Genomic DNA, 17,067 nt, shown 5'->3' with positions numbered 1-17,067 from the left:
TTTTTTTATAATGAATGATATACTAATAATTTCTTTCTCCGAAAATCTTGCTTCCTACCCGTACTAATGTACTCCCTTCGGCAATAGCCTGATGATAGTCGTGCGACATCCCCATAGATAGTTCACAGAAGTTGTCCGATTCCGGAAAATAAGTTTCTTTCAATTCTTTAAATAGCTTATTTAAAGAACAAAATTCCCTGTCTATTTGTTCAGTATCATCGGTGTTGCTGGCCATGCCCATAAGTCCGCATATCTGTACATTGTCCAAGTGTTTCCACTCTCCGGCAGCCAACATTTCTCTACATTCTTCAGCACTGAAGCCGAATTTTGTCTCCTCTTGTGCAATGTGCAACTGTATCAGGCATTTAATGACTCTGTTTACTTTAGCAGCCTGTTTGTTGACTTCTGTAAGTAATTTGTATGAATCGATTCCGTGAATCATAGCTACATAAGGAACCATATACTTTATTTTGTTCGTCTGCAAATGTCCGATGAAATGCCATTCGATGTCTTTAGGAAGACTCTCATATTTGGTTGTCATTTCCTGTACTTTGCTTTCTCCAAAAATACGCTGTCCCGCGCTGTAAGCTTCTTCTATCGCCTCATTGGGATGGAATTTCGAAACAGCAACCAGACGGACTCCCGCAGGCAGTTCGACCAGTACTTGCTTTAAATTCTCCGAAATATTCATGTATTTAGTGATAAGTGATTAATGATAAATGATAAGCTCATTAGCAATAAGAAGCAATCAGTGATCAGTGGATTGGTGACAAGTGATAAACTTTATGCCTATACAGCGTAACTACTAATCACTTGTCGCTAATCCGCTAATCACTAAATCAGACTTCCGGTTTATCATTGGGCCCTGCGCTATATGGATATACATCCATGAGCGGAGTTTCAGACACCATTCCGATTTGATAATCGGCCATTGTACCTTTCATGCCTTCATCCAGTTTTTTTACGGCGTCACGCAGATCGGCGGCTTGCACCAATACTTGTGTGGATGTCTTCTTTTCCGCACCGCTTTTTTCGTCCAGTGTGATAAAGATAAGTTTACATTTAAACCAACGGTCTGCTGATTCCTCTTCACTGGGAAACAGCTCGCTGTAATTGGCACGTTTGATGTCCGAAACGGTGAATTCTCCTGTGATGAATGGAGTCATTTCCTCAATAATACGTGCTTCTGCCTCTGTAAAGCTGAGTGCATCTACCAGATAAGGTTCGGTAACTTTTTTATTCATTCCGTTTTCCATTAGTTTTTCATAACGGATTTTGCACTCAAACCATGTATGCATTGCCATATTCTTCTGCTTTTTATTTAGTTAATTATATTGTTATCTGCCGTTTTGTTCTTTCTACGCAGTAAACGGCCTACAAAGATAATTTAAAAAACATCTTTCTGCATTTAGAGTCTGTTTAAATTTTCCTCAAAAAGTTATTTTCAGTTTGTTTTGAATTTATTTCCGGTCTGTTTCCTTGTTTTCATTGACACTGTGTAGCGTCTCTTTGAATTATTTCATGGAGGTATAGTCGGCAGATTACTCACTGTTTTCCAATACGCATCTCACTGAATAGCCGCAAAAATCAGAATGGTTTGCTTCTGCCGTTTGATCACTGTCATATCTTAATAGGATGCTTTTCTCGGCTAATGTTTTCTGATCATTTCCCATATTCCAATATATTGCATATTCTCCGGCGAATGCGTAGATGCTGGAGTCTGCTCCTTTCTCTTTGGTGAAAATGCCTGTAGGAATAGCGTTGAACTCTGTCAGATCAGATGCCGTATACTCCGATTTCTTCCATAATCTGCTACTTTTTAGAACGCTTCCGTCTTCTTTAATATATGATTTTAGTAATTGCCAGACTTTGTTATCCGCTATCTTCCATCCTTTGGGTGCGAGTTTACCACTGGTGACTGCTGCTTTATTATAGAATAAATAGGTCTTTTCCTTAAAATATCCGGCGGAACTTTTAGAATAATTGGATGTTGTTTTTGCAGTTATCTTTTGGTTATCATTATAGAATACTGTTTTAAGATTTTCTCTCATCCAGTACTGTGTACCGATTTTGACAATAGGATATATGCAGGTTTCATCTTTTCTTATATCGGTTAGTACCTTTTTTCTGATGGATAACAGGAGTGGTTCGGCGGGTTTGGAAAACTCGATCGATAAATCCGATGCAATGTAGAAAGAAAGGATAGGAGCAAGGTTACCGGGTACGTAGTTCAGTGTATTTGTTTTTTTATCCCATATGGCCTTTCCACCATGTATTTTTCTGTCATCGTTTATAATTTGTAGGACAATTCCCTTTAGCCAGTCGTTTACCCCGTCTTTTGCAGGATAGATTACGACTGCTTGCGCCTGTATTTCCGGTGATGACAGATACTCTCTGCATACCTCTGCTACTATCTTTCCCTCAGAAATGATACTGTATACAGAGCTTTGTTCGAAATCGAAATCACTGATGAGAATACCCGTTTTTTCTTCTTTTTCCGTTGGAGTAATTTCGCTCTTGTTTCCTTCCTTCCAGTCGTTAATCTCTGCTGTGATTCCATTGATCCCTAATACCGGATCATATCGTAATGTAAGTTCACAGGCAGTTCCGCTTTCCAGTTCATAGTTTTCCTTGAGTCGGCATTCATATTTTTTAGAATCTATGGATAATGTAAGAATTTCATTTCCGGCCGGTATCGTTTGTGGAATCAATATGCTTTTTTTTCCGGTCAATGTATTATTGTCAATATTCCATTCTCCGTTTGGGATAACATTTTGCAGTTGACCGAGTGAGGAGATTTCGTTTTTGTCAAAGTCGTAAGTCGCTTGTGTGAAAACTTGATTTATACGAATGACAGGATTACTCTTTTTTAGAATATTAATGTCGTATCCATTTGTCGGTTTGATTCTGATTGTAAGTTGGCATAATCGATGTGTATGGTGCAGTTCGATATTTTTCTTAACGGCAGATATGTTATTGGCCTGTGCCGTCATAAAGTCAGAGCGATTATAATTAGTCGCCGAGTTTTGATCTGTTCGGATGGATATATTTATTTTCTGCTCTCCTGCTGTGATACCTGTTTGCTGGTAAGGGTAGTAACTGATAAAATCACATTTGTTCTTTTCTGCCGGATAATAAACTTCTTCCTCCGTAACAAAACCGGAAGCTTTACATTTGAATTGTCTGTTTTCTATATAGCGTTCTTTATCCAAGGTTGTAGGCGATATCAGCACATACAATCCGATGGCATCGTCACAATCCTTTCGGTAGATCTGGCTATGGAGTGTTTTCGCACTGATCTTGATGGGGATATTACCGGGAATAACAGTGTCTGTTTTTTCATCCTCTTCTTCTCCGATACTATTGACACACGACCAGATACAGAAAACGCTCCCTATCAGAATCCATATGCTTACTATTATTGGTAGATGATTTCTCATACAATTATCCAAAAGTGTTTTTTATACAGCTCTTTTTATACTTATGCTACTCTTTTATACAGCGTATAGAGTAAGCGCAGTAATCGGTATTAAAAACTTTTCCGACCTCTTTTAGTTTATTGCTTAGAGCGATACTTGTCTCATACGGTGTTGTTTGATTGTCTTTTATGGTCCAATATGCAGCATATCTTTGAGAGTAACCGTAAATGATTGCTTTTTCTCCATCTTTTGAATAAATTCCTACCGGCTTTCCGTTGAATCCTGTTTTATTATTAGCTTGAGGTGTTCCTTCATTTGAGGTCCATATACCTGTTTTCAAGGTTGCTGCATCGTCTTTCAAATAAGTTTTCAGTATATTCCATTCTGTGATATCCGGTATTTTCCATCCTTGCGGGGCGATTTTCCCAGTGGCGATGACTGCTTGATTATAAAAGCGGTTAGAATTTTGCAAGTAATAGCCGGCTGTTGTCTTATTTAAATAGGTTGTGTTGTTAGTGATGGCAGTTCCATCATTGTATTTAGTTGTATTCAGGTTTTCCTGCATCCAGTATTGTGTTCCTATTTTCACTATGGGACAGGTAATTGTTTCAGAACCTCTGATATCTGTCAATACGTTTTCTGCTGCTAAAACCGGTTGTATGTTTTCACTCTTTTCAAAGATGACATTTCCATCTGTATCCGCATAAATTTCCTCGATTGGTGTTTGATCTCCAGGTATATACACCATTGAATTATTGACTTTATCCCAAGTAACGCTTCCCCCGTGCAGACTTTTGTTTTCACCTACTATCTGCAAAACAGTTCCCCTCTCATCATTATCTGCCGGATATAGAACAATTGCCTGTGCATTGATATCCTCATTTAGCAGATATTCTTTACAAATTTTTCCAATTACGGCGTTTGTAGAAGTTACAAGGTGGTATATCCCTGTTTTTTCAAAATTCAGTCCGGAGATACTTATCGAGTTGTTATTTTCTTTTTCTTCAAGAGTGGCGTTGCTACTGCCTCCTTGTTTCCATTCGCTTATGGATGAGCTGATTTTGCCAATTCCTACTCTTGAGTCATATATTAACAGGAGTTCGCAACTGGTTTCGCTTTCCAATGTTAAATCTTCCGGTAAAATGGCAGAGTAAATTTTGTTTTTGGTACGTAGCGTCAGTTCACATCCGGTAGTAGGTTGCGGAATAAGAATTGCCTTTTTTCCTGTGAGTTGGTGGTTCTCTTCATCTGCTTCCCATTGTCCGTTAGGAATAATGTTTTGAGGATTGTTGAGTGAACTGAATAATTCAGTATCTATATTATAAATAGCTTTTGTGTTAAGATTACTGATGGATATGGTTGCGTTTTCTTGTAAATCTTTTATGTCTTCTTCTTTGTTAAGTTGTAAAATGATGTTTAGTTGGGAAAGTTTATGGTTATGCTTTAAATTTACTGCTTTCATACTCGGAGATATTCCCTGTATTTTAGCTACCATGAAGTCTGAATGGCTATAATCGGTAGCTGTGCTTTGATTTGCATTAACACTGATTTGTATATCGTTACTATGTTGGGAAACCCCTTCTTCTTGGTAAGGATAATAGCTTATGAAATCACATTTACCGTCTCCTTTCGGATAGTATATCTCTTCGTCCGGCATAAATCCTGCCGATGAATAAACAAACCGCATATTATCTATATGTCTTACTCCACCTATCGTTTCCGGTTGTGCCAATACGTAGAGACCGATTGCATCGTTTTCGTCAAATGCGTTGTTAGTGGTACGTGTATGGACCTGAGTCTCAACCTGTAAAATTTGAGCAGATATTGCAATAGGGATATCTTTATAGGTAGGCGAGTGAGGTGTCTCTGAAGATTCTTCTAACGGCTGAATACTGTTGATACAGGAAAAACATAAAAAAGGAATTACTACCGCCAGACTGTGTCTGACAGCGTTTTTGTTTGTGCATTTCATGATATTATTAGTTTTAATTTTTGGTAAAATTAATATAACACATTTGAATGCACAAACTTTTATTTATTTAGTTTTCAAAGTTTTTTATAATGTGCTATCTTGTAGTTGTTTAAAATGAAAAATAATTTTATTTTTTATTTGAGTTTTATTGTGTATGCAAGTTTGATTATTTTCATCTTATTTCTGTTATTTCACTTTCCACTCCTCGATATTTCTTGTTTTCGCGCTGAAATTTACTCCGATTTTGAAGAGTTTCCGTGAATCTTTTATAAATGGCAAGGCATATTGTTTTTCTTCAATCTGCTGTAGTGCTTCATTGGCTGTTCCTTCCAGTTTGAATTCCATGATATAAATGAAGCGATCAGTTTGCAGCATTAGGTCGATACGTCCTTCTGCGGTATGATATTCCGCTTTTACGTAGAAACCTATTAACTTGAATACAATGAAAAGTACATTCTGATAATGTAATTCCAAATCGCGTACGAGTTCGTATGGAGTATCTGCGAAGAAGCTTTGCAAACGGCGGAAAAAAGCATTGTAATCTCCCTGCTCTATTTCGTGTACAAACTTCATGATCTGGAAAGGAGATTCTATCTTATCCACATTGGCATAAAAGGGGAGGAGGTATTCCATAAATCCTTCTTCTACTTCTTTATTCGGGAATCCTAATCGATAAACACGAAAACGTGGATCGTATCCTTTTATCGTCAGATATCCGCTTTGATAAATGACTGGTATCGGATTGGTGGAACTGGAGTCTATACTGTTCAGTACATCGGCACTGGTTTCTTCATGTGCCATCCGGTACAGGTCGTAATGATGGCGTTTCAGCAGCTCCACCAGATAGGAAGGGGTTCCCGTTTCGAACCAGTAACTGCCGAATTTCATTTTGGCAAAAGTATTGAGCAGGCTGAAGGGATTGTATATTCCTATTGTGTTCTCCGAGAAATGATAACCGTCATAGCGTGTTTTCAGTTCCCTGCACACTTCGTCATAGGTCATGTTCTGGCTTCGGCCCAGTTTGTTCAGCTCTTCCTCAAAGCAGGCATGTATTTCCTGTTCTGTTATTCCGCATATCTCGATATATCGGTCATCCATCGAAATATCGTCCAGATTATTCAAATCACTGAATACGCTCACTTTACCAAATTTGGTTACTCCTGTCAGCAAGGCGAAACGGATATACTTATCCATACTTTTCATAACCCCGTAGAATGCTTTCAGCGTTTCCCGATATTCTTTTTGCAAGTCTTCGTTACCTATGGCTTGCAGCATGGGTTTGTCGTATTCATCTATCAGGATCACTACACGCTGTCCTGTCTTTTCGTATGCCAGACGGATGAGGGTGAAGAATCGGTCATCGATGCTGCGGTCGGCATCCGATGAACCATATTCGGCTTCATAAATCAGTAGTTGGCGGTCTATCAGGCGGATCAGATCATCCGTAGTATCAAATTTCTTTGCATTCAGATCCAGATGCAGAACCGGATATTTCGTCCATTTCTCTTCTGATTTTTCTATATCCAATCCTTCGAACAACTCTTTTTTACCTTCGAAGTAGGCTTCAAGAGTAGACAGCAAAAGGCTTTTCCCGAATCGGCGGGGACGACTCAAAAAGTAATATCTTCCAGTTTGGACTAATTGATATATCAATGCTGTTTTATCAATATAAAAATATCCATCTTTACGGAGACTCTCAAAATTCTGTATACCAATCGGATAAAGCTTTCCCATTCTATCTTATCTTTTTATCTATTACAAAGAAACACAATTATTTGTTTATCACCAAGTCTTTATTTGATTTATTGTACGCAAGTACAGATACATATCATCGATCATACATATCACCTATAAATAAAAAAATCCCCTTTCCATTGGTCACGCCAGACCGGAAAGGGGAAACACAAACAAACAATAATATTAGAAAGTTGATATGATTCACATCAGATCAACCTCTGATTTCCCTTTCGGGAAAATATAGCACTTTTTATTGTATCATAATGCTATATGCCTATAAAAAAACTGTTTCGTTATTATTATTGTTGAAGTTTGTTTAGCAACTGCTTTGATTTTTATTCTTTAATTTCACTCCATGGATACGGGTAATTTTCCAGATTCATTAAGGTATCTGCTATTTCCTGTTCTTCATCGCTTAGTCTTCTTTCTCCCCAGCTATCTATGATAGAATGAGCTTCCATGGCCAGTTCCTCATCGTAAACTTCACCATAACAATATGTCAGAAGTTGACATTTCAGTAGAGAGGGGGATATTTTATCCAATATCTTTCCTGCACGGTCCAGAACCGCCTGTTTCCGGTTTTCAATTTCGCTTTGACTGTACATCACGGCATTATATCCCATTAATAAAGCAAGACAGAGTAGCGCTTCCTCTTCATTTGTTGAGGCTTTGGCCGTAAATAAGGCATTCGCTTTTTGTGTTACTTCTTTATTCAGTTTAGCAAGAGAGTCCGCATATATGGGCGTATCATCTGTTCCTAAATATAATAATTGGTGAGCTAAATGTTTCAGCTCTTGGATTTGATCGATTAGCATATGATTATAGAATTAGTGGTTGGTAATAAAAGTGATTTTCGTTTTCTGTTTTTTTGAATAAGTTCTCTATTTCTTCATTGTCATGCAGATTGAAGCATTCGCTGTATCGCATTATCTTTGTATCTTCCATCCCCGAAAAGACATGGGTATATAGATTTCTTCTTATTAACATTCTACTATAATTCAGAGCTTCATCGCCATTATATCCGAAGAAAGAGTACAAATTCATCATCAGCCTGCATCCTTTTTCTTTGAGTTTTACGAACTCCTCTGTTCCCCAGTAAATGGTTCGTTCCGGTTGCATGATTACAGGAGTGTATCCGGCAGCCAAAGCAGTATCCAGCATTTCCCATGTTTTACTGTTGTTTCTCAGTGGGTGAACATCAACGAGCAATTCTTTTTCGTTGCTGATCGTTAATAGCTTCTCATGCGTCAATTTTTCTTCAAAGAGACTATCCAGACGGTATCTGGCAGCAAGTTTCAGTTTGATATTTCCTTTGTATCCGGCTTGAAAGTTTTGGAATATCTTTTTCAGATTTTCTGTAGTATTGTTTGGATTCTCTTGTCTCACAGGTGGGACACATATCACCTGCTTCATTCCTTTATTCTCCAGATATTCCAGTAATTCCATAGCTTTTTGGGTGGGCAACGCCCAGACATCGGTTTCCGGTAATATATAAGGTTGAAAGTCTGTATAGTTCATCATCATATTGTAGAATTAAATATATCCCATTATTTGATAGACCCGGTCACCTATCCATTCATTCATCAGTTCCTGCCATTCGATAGCCGCTTCCCATTGCGGGTAAAATGTTCTGTGATTGATGATTTTAGGAGTATCATACGTATTTACCGGAAAATAATCCGGATGAATACCGGTTTTCTTGAAGCAGGCCAAGCTACGTTTCATATGCGTAGCCGAAGTGATCAGCAAGCATTCCTCGCCTTTAATGTTTTCTTTTTTCAGTATTTCTGCTGTAAAGAGTGCGTTTTGCCGGGTGTTTAGCGCTTGCTTTTCCAGAATGAATACTTTTTGGGGTATTCCCATTTCTTCCATGTATTGCAGGAAGAGCTTTTCCGTCGAAGTTCCGTCCGGTTGTACGATCGATGTCCCGTCACCCGTTATCAAAATCTTCTCTATGGTTCCGTTTCTCCAGAGTCTTACAGCTTCCCAAAGCCTGTCTGCCCGGTCTTGTTCATATCTCATCTGCCCGGTTTCCCTGTTCATAGAGGCAAATCCTCCCATCACGATGGCAAGTTTATATCTCTTTTCCGGTGCGACTGCTATTGCGCTGTATTTTTTTACAGTTAGAAACTTTACATAATCCGCCAATGCCTTGTTGGTGAAAATTATAAATATGGCGATACTGCTGACCAGGAATATCCTTTTCCAATGTTTTTTTTTTGCACAGGCAAAAACTGATCAACAGGAGGAATATCCAACTGATAGGGGAGATGAGAAAAAAGTTTAGGAATTTGGAAAGTTCAAAGAACATAATTTTATTTTTAGATATAACCTTTGGTTTGGTAAACGATGCTACCACCCCATTCGTGTAGTAGCTCTTTCCATTTCGTTAGCACCTTTATATCCGGCTTCCACCAATTATCAGATATCGTAAGAGGACTTCTTGCATCTACGGAAAAATAATCCATGTTGAGCCCTTGTTTGGAGAAACATTTCAGGCTGCGTCTGATGTGTGACGCGGTGGTTATTAAAAGACAATCCTCTCCTGCTATCCCTTTCTGTTTAAGAATTTCTGATGTGAAAAGTACGTTTTCGTATGTATTCTTCGATTGCTGTTCAAATACAAAAACTTCCGGAGGAACTCTGGCATACTTTTTCATATAGTGCAGAAATAGATTCTTTTCTGAGGTTCCGTCTTTATGTATGTTTGCCACCATGTCTCCTGTGATCAGTATCTTTTCCAAATGTCCTTCTTTCCATAAGCTGACGGCTTTCCACAGCCTGTTTCTCATATCCGGCTTGATTCCATTCTGTGTTCTACTTTTGTCGTACATCACATAGCCTATTTTTCCGGTTGATTTATCCATGTATCCGAATCCTCCCATTATGATTCCTGCTTTATATCTTTTGTCCGGATTCCATTGAGGATTAGCATAAAATCTATCATTCCAATAGCAGACATAAGAATAAAACAAATCGTTAGTCAAGAGATAAGCCAATAGAGTACAAATGAATAATGCAGTATAAATAAGTTTGTAGGAATTACGATGTTTCCTTTTAACTTTTGCATTTATCATATATGTAGCTTCAATAGCTTAAAAGTTCTTTCCTTTAACCATGCCACAGCAAATGATGAAATAAACACAAGCGGAACAAGTATAAAGAAATATATTCCAAATTGAGACTGATTAACGAAATAATGTTCTTTAAAATATGGATAATAAATTGCATCGAAAATATAGCAGCACAGATACATATCCAATGATAAGCCGGATATTTTAGCCAGTATTTTTTTATTCATTTTAGAGTGAATATCCAATTGATAAAACAGCAAGAAAAACAATACGGCTATTGGTATTCCGAAAACCCCATTGGAACTTCCACATATTTGTACTAATGTATGATTATGGATAAATATAAGATTAAAAATAGGATTTATCAAACATATACCCAATATGATCATCCATGCCCATCCTTTTCTTATTGTTGGTTTATATTCGTGTATATAGGCTCCTATAAAGTAGAATGTCAACGGAAAACACTGTTGCCAAAAACCGGGAACTAAATGTACTCCATATCTGTTCAGAAGATCGGGTAGTGCAGTCATTATGTATAATGTACCTACAAGTATTAATTTCTGTTTCTGGTCAGGTATCGTTTTATATAATAGATTCAGAAAAGGGGTCAGCAAAAATAGTCCGATCCACATTTCTATATACCAACCGTAGGGGATGGCAGAGAAATCTAATACTTTTAATCCCCATTGTATCCACGACAGGCTTTCATGCAGATAATATTTTCTGAATATAATTGTTATTAATGAAAACAGTAGGTAGGAAATAATGACCCTGACACCTCCTTTATAATATTTCTTGTTGATTGATTTATTGGTATTCAGATAACCGGTTAGAAGTATAAAGAGCGGAACTCCAATTATGAATAGCATTTTTGCTACTGCTTGTATAAATAATGCCCCCCCCTCAAATATACTGCTGTTAAATGATGTATTCATCAGAAAATGTCCGGCTATAACAAATAGTATAGCAAAACTTCTTATAATATCTAATCCTACATTACGAGTTTGGCATAGGTTTTGTCCCCCCCCCCCCTAATAGTGTCGATCTTTTTTGTATCATTGCTTTTGTAGATTGCTATTTTCATTAAAATCTTGGGTTATTTATTAATGTCATGAGTTTTTTAATTTACTGAACAGAGTTTCCCATTGCTTATAGACAACTTCCGAATCATAATGCTTTTTCAATTTTTTGAAAGCCTTTTCTCCCAATTCTTCTGTCAGTGTTTGATTGTTCCACAGTTCTGCTATTTGCTTATCCAGATCATCTGTATTGCTTGGTTCGAATAGTTTTCCTATTGCATTTTCTCCTTGACCGATAATCTCAGTAAATCCTCCATGATTGGGTGCTATTGCCGGTTTTCCATGACAAGCGGCTTCCAATATGGCCATTGGAAATCCTTCATAGCATCTACTGGGTATTACTATGAATCGGGATTCTTGTATGAATTTTGATAATTCTTTTTTTTGAAGATATCCCTTGAATTCTACATTTTTCGGAATTTCAGTATTGTTTTTTTCTCTTTGAGCCCCGGCAAAACAGAATTTTATTTCAGGATGTTTTCGGGCGACTTCTACTAATAAATCATACCCTTTTTCATAGCTTAGCCTTCCAATATAGGCTATATACTCTCCTGAAGTAGGAGTGTAGGAACAAGGAGCGTCAATACTATTGGGAATTACTGTAATCTTATTTTTATCATATCCGGCTTCTATTAATTTCTTTTTCTGAAACTCAGTGATACAAGCAAACATATCTACATTTCTCAGATATGCCTTAGTCCAACGTGCATACACATTTCTTAGCGTATATCCTATAGATTTGAAAATGGAATGTTCACAATTGTATTTGATGCAACTCCATTCATTTTTTCTATCCAGACATTGTTCACAAGGTTTCCCATTACGCATAAATAGTCCGGTAGGGCATATTAGACGAAAGTTATGTACGGTCATTACTACTGGGATACCTGCCTTCTTACATTCGAAAAGAGCAGCCGGACTAATAAACGGATATAGATTATGCACATTTATTATATCCGGTTTTTCTTTACGCAATATTTTTTTTATCCCTTTGACCCCTGTGTGAGAATATATCCCAGCTGTGAATCCCTTTATTTTATCAGATATTTTATCTCTCGCCCCTTCAGTTGTCAAACGGTAAAAACAAACAGTATGTTTGTGGCTTTGAAGCATGGTAGCCATTTTGTCTACAACTGCTTCTTCGCCACTGTATTTTCCGTAATTGTTGTGTACTATAAGGATTTTCATTCTATTTGCCTATACAATAGTATATAAAACCGGCCTCTTCCATTTCTTTGGCGTCATAAATATTTCTGCCATCAATTACTATTGCTTGTTGCATTGTTTTTTTTACTACTCCCCAGCTGGGCATTCTAAACTGTTTCCATTCTGTTAGTAATATTAAAGCATTTGCATCAAGTACCGCATCATACATATCTTGTTTGTATTCTACGCTATTACCGATTCTTCTTTTGCATTCTTCCATCGCTATGGGATCAAACACTTTGACCTTACAACCTGCTTCTAATAACAGATCTATCATGATTAATGATGTTGCTTCCCGCATATCATCTGTTTCAGGTTTGAATGCCAATCCCCAGATAGCAATAGTTTTATTTTTTAGATCATTGTTAAAGTGCTTTTGTAACTTTTTGAATAAAATCGTTTTTTGAATTTCGTTAACTTCTTCTACAGCTTTTAGTACTTTCATCTCATAGCCATTGAGTTCGGCTGTCTTTATCAATGCTTTTACATCTTTAGGGAAACAGCTTCCTCCATATCCGCATCCCGGATATAAGAACTTATTCCCAATACGTGAATCTGCCCCTATTCCCTTACGTACCATGTTAACATCTGCTCCTACCAGTTCGCATAAGTTGGCGATGTCATTCATGAAACTGATTCGGGTTGCCAACATTGAGTTTGCCGCATATTTTATCATTTCAGCGGACGGAATGTCTGTGAATATAACTCTAAAATTATTCAGTAAAAATGGGCGATACAGTTTACTCATTAAATCTTTGGCTTTCTCGGAGTCGATTCCTACTACAACTCTGTCCGGACTCATAAAATCTTTAATGGCTGCTCCTTCCTTTAGAAATTCCGGGTTACTTGCCACATCAAAGTCAATATTGGCTTTTCGTTTGTCCAACTCTTCTTTAATGGCCGCTTTTACTTTTTGGGCAGTCCCTACCGGTACGGTACTTTTAGTCACTACTAAAACGTATTTATTCATATTAATACCGATTGTATGTGCCACTTCTAATACGTATTTCAAATCTGCGCTTCCATTTTCATCCGGAGGAGTTCCTACAGCACAGAATACGATTTCCACATCATTCAAGCAGGAAGCTAAATCAGTGGAAAAGTTCAATCTGCCTTCCCGATGATTCCTGATTACCATTTCATCCAACCCCGGTTCATAAATAGGTATATTCCCTTGTAACAGATTGTTTATCTTTTCTTTATTAACATCAATACAAGTTACGTTGATGCCCATTTCTGCGAAACAAGTACCCGATACTAAACCCACATATCCGGTTCCAACGATTGCTATATTCATAATTTATCTTTTTAAAATGATTAAGAAATGATTTGATTTTATATTTGATTTGTAATTTATAGTGACCACGATTTGTGTATAGTATATTAAAAGTAAGATTGTATATACAACGAAGTTTGGTACATATCATGAAAATTTTGAAAGTGCTGTAATCTACGTTGATAGAATATATGTTGTACGTATTCTTTTTATAGGTGTAAAGTTTCCCTGATTTTACAATATACTCTAATTGGAATTGAGTGGTATTTATAACATTCCCGGTCAATTTGACTGTTTGGCATTATATTTTTATCAAATATAAAAATATTTTGATTAGTCGTGTCTATTTCTGTTTTAAATCTGCAAAAAGTCTGTTTGCAGTTGGTCGCATTTTCTCCAAACCCTTCATTATTGATTTTTGATAGAAAAGGACAAACAGAATATTTACCTAATTTAAACTGGTTATAGCAAAAACGAATGGCCCAAGAATGATTCTTCCCTTCCATATATCCTTTTAGCATGGAATACATGTCACTACCATTTTTATTAAAAGCCTTTTGTTGTTTTTTGTTATTAACTAATTCTTTCCAATCTTGTATTTCCCAGTCGACTTGTTCCCAACGGTCTTTCCAAGTTGCCCATCCCCAAGATGAAGAACGTTTTGAAAGGTACACATCACTTGAATACCCTATTGGTTTTTTTATTTTCAGCCCATATCCGCAAATAGAAAAAATTCGTTTATCATGCTCATAGTAATCAAGTGCTTGGTTGATATACGAGAGGAAATTTGGTGTACAGGTTAAATCATCTTCTAAAACTATTGCTTTTCCATATTTTTCTATAATGGTACTGACCCCTGTAATGATCGAAGTACCAAGGCCCCTGTTTTGTTGCGAAATAATTATGTGTCTGTTCTCCTTGCTTTCATTACAAAATTTTCGTGCTATTGCATAGACTTCATTGACTTGTGGCATATCATTTTTATTTCTACATCCGTCAATAAAAATAAACAACTTTGATTCTTCAAACAGATGATTCCTTTTTAAAGAAGTTAACAAGTTATTTAGTGCATTGGGGCGATTAAAAGCGAAAACTACAATAGGTGCAAGCATTGTTTTAAAAAGGTCTTAATTTAGAGGGAATTAGATTTAATAAAATATAGATGTATAGTTTATAATTTTTCGGATTATATTTTAGTCCGACAATAGCTTCATTGATACTTTCTTTTCTCATACTCAAACGCATATATATGGAGCTACGCATTTTATGCCAATGTGAAAGATATTGTCTTAAATACGGTTTAGGTTGTTGTCTGAGTAAGCGGAGCAGTTCATTTCCAACCACATCAATTGGAGCTGGTATGCGTTTAGGCTTTTCATTCAGTAGATATCCTTCGATATTGAATTGTGCATAAGCTAACTTATTATAAGCTATCTGATAAAAAGTTGCTAACTTAGCCCAAGTAAGTAAATCTTCACCGGATTTAATCCCTAATGGAAAACCTCCGATTGCTTGAATCGCTTTCTTTTTGATAACAATAGCCGAACTACAAAGTGGAGGGTGTGAAACACAGGCCACTTCAAAATAATTATTTAATATTCCATCATTTTCTTTAAATGAAAGTTTTTTGATAATTGTAGGCGATATATCATGTTTTTCATTAACAAATTCGTAATTGCAAGCAAAAATGTCACATTTCGGATATTTTTTGTATAAATCATATTGAACTTCCAGATATTTGTTTTTCCATTCATCATCTGCATCCAAAAGAGCAATCAACTCATACTTCGCTTCTTCTATTCCTTTGTTTCGAGCAGCAGATACTCCTGCATTTTCCTGATGAATTAGTCGTATACGCGAATCTTTTATTTTTTCTACTTCTATTGTACTGTTATCTGTACTTCCATCATTTACAATGACTATTTCGAAGTCTTGAAAAGTCTGCGTAAGGACTGATTGTAGTGTCCTTTTTATTTGTTTTTCTTTATTATACAGTGGTATTACAACTGAAATCATATCTTTTTCCTTTTATAAGTCCTAACATCATTCCATAAAATCCGAATGGATAAGAAAGTGTAGCCATTGAGTAATTTACTACGTTATCTGTATACATAGTCAATGCTACTCCTGCAATACTGCTTCCAGCTACAATTGCACACATTTTTATAGTTGTACTATTCTTTTTATTATATTCTATAAAGCAATGAGTGATAATGCTGACAATGATCAATAGGTATAGTACAATTCCAATCAATCCATTGTCACATGAAATTTGAATATAATCATTGTGTGGTACGTGTAAGCCTCCAAAAACAAAATTTGAGTACATATAATTTTGTACGCTTCCTGTACCAGAACCAATTACCTCTTTCTTATGATAGAAACGTTTTTGTAAATGTTCCCATAAAGCGAACCGAGCATTACTGTTGATATCGTCTTTTGAAATCTTTCCTTGTTGAAGTTGTGCTATATTAATGCTATTTCCGTCTTTAAACATCTTTGCTTTCATGCTGGGAATTGTGAAAATGGCAATGACAATAAGTAAAACAATCCCAAAAATTACTGGTAATGATTTTATTTTATATTTAAAGAAGAAAAAAGTCATTAATGCTAATGCCGTTCCCATGATACTGGTACGGAATACCCATAAAATACAAGGAATCATAAATAGAATACACAATAATAAATCTTTTTTTTCTTTTCCGCCGTGATAGTATAACGCTAACGAAAACATGCATATTGATATGTAATGTATGCTTCGTGCTGTTCTATACCAGAATACTCCTGGAATCAAATACCCGATCAGTGGAATAAATGAAAATACAATAGATACAATAGCGACTATTCTGGCTATCAACCCGGCTTTTAAAAATATCTCTTTATCCCTTACTGCTGCTGAAGCAAAAAGCATAACCAGCAGAGGATAACTGTATTTTAATATGACGCGAAATCCATAGCTTGCAGATAAAGTATAACTCAATCCTATAATTAGCCATATTATATAAATCATATATAGAATTACTGCTATGTTCCATTGTGGTTTTCGTTTTACTATAAACAGTCCAACCAAAAGGAATATTTCCAGTATCATCAATCGGATAGCCATCAAGTCTAACATTCCGGGTGCTGAAAAAGCCAATAAGCCTGTAGAGAAGGTCAGTACCAAAAACAATTCCGGTCCATCCAGTAATATTTTTTTCTTTTTATCGAGAGGATGGGTTAAGATAGCCTGTTTTGTAAACAGGAACTTGACACCTGCAACCGTGATAATTAGAAAATATATATAGTTGAAAAAATACAT

15 protein-coding genes are annotated in these 17,067 nt (G+C 36.4%); all 15 read right to left on the bottom strand.

Translation table 11 applies throughout. The features are described 5' to 3' along the window. Positions 1 to 22: 22 nt before the first annotated feature. On the bottom strand, positions 23 to 691 hold the full coding sequence (locus RB604_RS17335) for a YggS family pyridoxal phosphate-dependent enzyme (RefSeq protein ID WP_005930966.1): 669 nt from the start codon (positions 689 to 691) through the stop codon (positions 23 to 25). Between the two features lie 148 nt (positions 692 to 839). Continuing rightward, positions 840 to 1,304, bottom strand: a complete 465-nt coding sequence (locus tag RB604_RS17330) for a DUF4494 domain-containing protein (protein ID WP_005930967.1) — start codon at positions 1,302 to 1,304, stop codon at positions 840 to 842. A 237-nt stretch (positions 1,305 to 1,541) separates the two neighbouring features. Continuing rightward, positions 1,542 to 3,440 (bottom strand): fimbrillin family protein, encoded by a 1,899-nt coding sequence (locus tag RB604_RS17325; protein WP_005930968.1) that lies wholly within the window; start codon positions 3,438 to 3,440, stop codon positions 1,542 to 1,544. A gap of 46 nt (positions 3,441 to 3,486) precedes the next feature. Continuing rightward, complete coding sequence (locus RB604_RS17320) at positions 3,487 to 5,391, bottom strand: fimbrillin family protein (RefSeq protein WP_007482002.1); 1,905 nt, start codon at positions 5,389 to 5,391, stop codon at positions 3,487 to 3,489. A gap of 186 nt (positions 5,392 to 5,577) precedes the next feature. Further along, positions 5,578 to 7,125, bottom strand: a complete 1,548-nt coding sequence (locus RB604_RS17315) for a PD-(D/E)XK nuclease domain-containing ATP-binding protein (protein WP_005930974.1) — start codon at positions 7,123 to 7,125, stop codon at positions 5,578 to 5,580. Positions 7,126 to 7,463: 338 nt separating this feature from the next. Next, positions 7,464 to 7,943, bottom strand: a complete 480-nt coding sequence (locus tag RB604_RS17310) for a UpxZ family transcription anti-terminator antagonist (RefSeq protein WP_005930978.1) — start codon at positions 7,941 to 7,943, stop codon at positions 7,464 to 7,466. Positions 7,944 to 7,947: 4 nt separating this feature from the next. Further along, positions 7,948 to 8,649, bottom strand: a complete 702-nt coding sequence (locus RB604_RS17305; protein WP_007482006.1) for a CpsB/CapC family capsule biosynthesis tyrosine phosphatase — start codon at positions 8,647 to 8,649, stop codon at positions 7,948 to 7,950. A gap of 12 nt (positions 8,650 to 8,661) precedes the next feature. Next, a complete protein-coding gene (locus tag RB604_RS17300) occupies positions 8,662 to 9,276 on the bottom strand; it encodes a YdcF family protein (RefSeq protein WP_224203178.1) in 615 nt (204 codons plus the stop codon). A gap of 173 nt (positions 9,277 to 9,449) precedes the next feature. Then, a complete protein-coding gene (locus RB604_RS17295) occupies positions 9,450 to 10,205 on the bottom strand; it encodes a YdcF family protein (protein ID WP_005930989.1) in 756 nt (251 codons plus the stop codon). Next, positions 10,202 to 11,170, bottom strand: coding sequence for an acyltransferase (locus tag RB604_RS17290; RefSeq protein WP_309009517.1), 969 nt, complete (start codon positions 11,168 to 11,170; stop codon positions 10,202 to 10,204). Before RB604_RS17290 ends, RB604_RS17295 begins: the two co-directional genes overlap by 4 nt. Before the next feature lie 144 nt (positions 11,171 to 11,314). Next, positions 11,315 to 12,472, bottom strand: a complete 1,158-nt coding sequence (locus tag RB604_RS17285) for a glycosyltransferase family 4 protein (RefSeq protein ID WP_007482011.1) — start codon at positions 12,470 to 12,472, stop codon at positions 11,315 to 11,317. A 1-nt stretch (position 12,473) separates the two neighbouring features. Further along, positions 12,474 to 13,787: a UDP-glucose dehydrogenase family protein gene (locus RB604_RS17280; protein WP_007482013.1), complete on the bottom strand. Its 1,314-nt coding sequence runs from the start codon at positions 13,785 to 13,787 to the stop codon at positions 12,474 to 12,476. A gap of 188 nt (positions 13,788 to 13,975) precedes the next feature. Beyond that, positions 13,976 to 14,878: a glycosyltransferase gene (locus tag RB604_RS17275; RefSeq protein ID WP_007482020.1), complete on the bottom strand. Its 903-nt coding sequence runs from the start codon at positions 14,876 to 14,878 to the stop codon at positions 13,976 to 13,978. Between the two features lie 4 nt (positions 14,879 to 14,882). Next, the gene (locus RB604_RS17270) at positions 14,883 to 15,782 is read right to left on the bottom strand and encodes a glycosyltransferase family 2 protein (RefSeq protein ID WP_055294296.1); all 900 of its coding nucleotides are present in this window, start codon (positions 15,780 to 15,782) and stop codon (positions 14,883 to 14,885) included. Beyond that, positions 15,754 to 17,067 carry an O-antigen ligase family protein gene (locus RB604_RS17265; RefSeq protein ID WP_007482024.1) on the bottom strand — a complete coding sequence of 438 codons (1,314 nt, stop codon included), beginning with the start codon at positions 17,065 to 17,067 and terminating at the stop codon, positions 15,754 to 15,756. Before RB604_RS17265 ends, RB604_RS17270 begins: the two co-directional genes overlap by 29 nt.

The organism is Bacteroides salyersiae (assembly GCF_031172035.1).
Lineage (GTDB): Bacteria > Bacteroidota > Bacteroidia > Bacteroidales > Bacteroidaceae > Bacteroides > Bacteroides salyersiae.
Note: the sequence above shows the minus strand (reverse complement) of the source record. Positions and strands in the feature narration are given on the sequence as shown.